Consider the following 4155-nt stretch of genomic DNA (forward strand, 5'->3'; position numbering starts at 1 on the left):
GGGAGCTACGGGAGCTACGGGAGCTGATGGCGTTACAGGTGCAACCGGAGCTACTGGCGCTGATGGTGCTACCGGACCGACTGGACCGACTGGTATTGAGGGTGTTAATGGTGCTGATGGTGCTACCGGACCAACTGGACCAACAGGCGCGGATGGTGCAACTGGAGCTACTGGTGCTACTGGCGCGGACGGTGCTACTGGTGCTACCGGCGGCGGCGGCGCGATTATTCCATTCTCGTCCGGCGGACCGCTGGCAGTTACCGTTCTTGTAGGCGGTCTTGCAGGACTGCCTGGCCTAATCGGCTTCGGAGGATCCGCCCAGGCACTCACCGTGCTTGGCGCTACCATCACGATTACCGGCTTGACTAACTACGCTTTTTCCGCACCGCGAGATGGCGTCATTACGTCATTGAGCAGCTATATCGCCGCTACAGCAGGGCTGACGCTTCTGTCTCCACTGACGTACCGACTGCAGGTTTACAGTTCTACAACGCCTAACGAAGTATTTTCTCCAATTCCCGGCGCACTTGTCGATATTGTCATCCCAACAACAATTGCCATAGGCAACACGTACAACAACATCACCACAGGACTGAATATTCCAGTTACTCCTCAGACGCGGCTGCTTCTCGTAGCCAGCGCTAGTGGCGGCGGTCTCCTCGTTGCCGGATCCGTCGTCGGGTCGATCAGCGCGGGATTGGCCATCGAGTAGCATGCTCTGTTAATCTCCACTCGAATAAAGCAGAAAGCCTCGAAGCCAGTATAATTACTCGCTCCGAGGCTTTTTCCTTCCCAGAATGGGGGAATAATACGAATCACTTTGTTCTTCTCCGCCCCAAACGTGACATCCTCTACTTGCATCAGATCTTCGGTAGGCAAATCAAGCGGGCAACACGATCTTTACCAGCAACTCCGAATTCTATTATGTATCGGCTTGGTAATCTCTGAATTGTTCCCTGTGCCTAACGTCAACGTAGCTCTAGTCCTTACGTTGAGATCAGTCCTTGGAAACGGAACCGTAACTAGCCAGAGCTCACAGCCGGTGATGAGGTAGGTCACTCTATGTAGCTGACGGGCTGACAATCGCGCTCAATCTTGGCGGTTCGGCAGCTCCAGTGAACAGGTCGATTCACCAAATCGCATAATTTATAATAATTAAGCTTGGCAATGAACTTTGCCGGGCTTTCTTTTTTTGCATACTGCACTACAGTTACTTGCAACCCTCCTCGCCCCTCTTCATAACAGGAAAAATACTGATACCCAACGTTCCCCAGCTCTCCTCCATTACATAGACTGATTAGGCTACTGACTATAGGGGTGAGGTGAACATGAGTCGGACGAATCGATTCAAGAAAGTTCATTGTTCAAAGCTGATTATCAGTAAGATGCGAAGAACTCGACCTTCAGGGAAAGACTTTATTACTTATTGCCCTAGAGCAAGTAAAAAATGCTGCATCATGGGACCCACTGGACCCACGGGTCCAATGGGCCCACCGGGAGCCAAAGGTAAACGAGGCAAGAAAGGCAAATCCGGAGCGACTGGACCGACTGGTGCGACGGGAACAATTGAGGAAGATTTATTCCGAGTAATTGGTCCGATTGGGATGGCAACTATGGCTCTGGGAGAAGATTTGATTTTTGAATCTGATTCCATAGATATTACAGTCTCTGAGGGCTCTGCCATTGTACGACTTGAAACAACTGGCGGAAATATAGGGGCAACCGGAGCTACAGGGCCAACTGGGGCAACAGGTTCGTCAGGAAGTACTGGAGCAACGGGTCCCAACGGACCGACCGGGCCAACAGGCGCCGACGGCGCAACGGGTGCCACAGGCGCTACAGGGCCGACTGGCGCTGACGGTGCTATGGGTTCCACCGGAGTGACCGGACCAACAGGCTCCGATGGCGTTACGGGGCCGACCGGGCCAACGGGCGCTGACGGCGCTACTGGATCCACAGGGTCAACGGGACCAACAGGCCCTGACGGCGTAACGGGTTCCACCGGAGCGACTGGACCAACTGGCGCCGATGGGGGAAAAGGCTCTGATGGCGCTACTGGATCCACGGGACCGACAGGAGCCAAAGGCGCTGACGGTGTAACTGGCCCGACGGGAGCAACTGGATCAACTGGCGCCGATGGTGCTACTGGATCCACAGGGCCGACGGGGCCAACGGGCGCTGACGGTGTAACTGGCCCGACGGGACCGACCGGGCCAACTGGCGCGGACGGTGCTATGGGTTCTACCGGAGTTACCGGACCAACTGGTGCCGATGGCGTTACTGGATCCACGGGGCCGACTGGACCAGAGGGTGCCGACGGCGCTATTGGACCCACTGGGCCGACAGGTTCCACAGGCGCTGATGGTATAACTGGTCCGACGGGACCGACCGGACCAACTGGCACTGACGGCGCTACTGGACCAACGGGGCCGACCGGGCCAACTGGCGCTGACGGCGCAACGGGTGCCACCGGAGCAATCGGGCCAACTGGCGCCGACGGTGCTACTGGATCCACGGGACCGACCGGACCAACTGGCACCGATGGCGCTACTGGACCAACGGGGCCGACCGGGCCAACTGGCGCTGACGGCGCAACGGGTGCCACCGGAGCAATCGGGCCAACCGGCGCCGACGGTGCTACTGGATCCACGGGACCGACCGGGCCAACGGGTGCCGACGGCGCTACTGGACCCATAGGGCCGGCAGGAGCCACAGGCACTGACGGTGTAACTGGCCCGACGGGACCGACCGGACCAACTGGAGCCGATGGCGTTACTGGACCCACTGGGCTGACTGGACCAACTGGCGCCGATGGCGCAATGGGTTCCACCGGAGTGACCGGGCCAACGGGCGCTAACGGCGCTATTGGACCCACTGGGCTGACTGGCCCAACTGGCGCTGATGGCGCAATGGGTTCCACCGGAGTGACCGGGCCAACGGGCGCTAACGGCGCTACTGGATCCACCGGAGTTACCGGACCAACAGGCGCTAACGGCGCTATTGGACCCACGGGAACGACGGGACCAACTGGCACCGACGGCGCTACTGGACCAACGGGGCCGACGGGAGCAACTGGCACCGACGGTGCTACTGGATCCACGGGACCGACTGGGCCAACGGGTGCCGACGGCGCTACTGGATCCACAGGACCAACAGGAGCAACAGGCACTGACGGCGCTACAGGTTCCACCGGAGCAACCGGTCCAACTGGCGCCGACGGCGCTACCGGACCAACGGGGCCGACCGGGCCAATTGGCGCCGATGGCGCTACTGGACCCACGGGAACGACGGGACCAACTGGCATCGACGGCGCTACCGGACCAACGGGGCCGACGGGAGCAACTGGCACCGATGGTGCTAATGGATCCACGGGACCGACTGGGCCAACGGGTGCCGACGGCGTTACTGGCGCTGACGGTGCTATGGGTTCCACCGGAGTGACAGGACCAACTGGCGCCGACGGCGCTACTGGATCCACGGGACCGACTGGACCAACGGGGGCCGATGGTGTGACTGGCCCGACGGGACCAACGGGCGCCGATGGCGCTACTGGATCCACAGGACCGACCGGGTCAACTGGAGTCGACGGCGCTACTGGACCCACAGGGCCAACGGGAGCAACAGGCACTGACGGCGCTACTGGACCCACGGGGCTGACTGGTCCAACTGGCGCCGACGGCGCTTCTGGATCTACGGGATCGACCGGGCCAACTGGCGTCGATGGTGCTACTGGCCCCACGGGACCAACTGGACCGGCTGGAGCTGACGGCATTACTGGACCCACAGGGCCGACTGGTCCAACAGGTGCTGACGGTGTTACGGGTTCCACCGGAGTAACTGGACCAACGGGACCGACTGGTCCAACGGGTGCCGACGGTGTTACTGGCGCTGAAGGTGCTATGGGTTCCACCGGAGTGACCGGACCAACTGGCGCCGACGGCGCTACTGGTGCCGATGGCGCTACTGGATCAACGGGGCCGACCGGGCCAACGGGCGCTGACGGCGCTACTGGATCCACAGGACCAACAGGAGCAACAGGTACTGACGGCGCAACGGGTTCCACCGGAGCGGCTGGTCCAACTGGTGCCGATGGCGCTACTGGATCCACAGGACCAACAGGAGCAACAGGTACTGACGGCGCAACGGGTTCCACCG

Annotated in this window: 2 protein-coding genes; both read left to right on the forward strand. The window is 60.6% G+C overall.

The window, feature by feature from the left end:
* On the forward strand, nucleotides 1-712 hold a 712-nt coding region (locus PAT3040_RS39245; RefSeq protein ID WP_258235260.1), incomplete at its 5' end, for an exosporium glycoprotein BclB-related protein.
* 901 nt (nucleotides 713-1613) lie between these two features.
* The coding region (locus tag PAT3040_RS39250; protein WP_305778796.1) for a beta strand repeat-containing protein at nucleotides 1614-4155 on the forward strand (2542 nt) is incomplete at its 3' end.

The organism is Paenibacillus agaridevorans (assembly GCF_003112455.1).
GTDB lineage: Bacteria > Bacillota > Bacilli > Paenibacillales > Paenibacillaceae > Pristimantibacillus > Pristimantibacillus agaridevorans.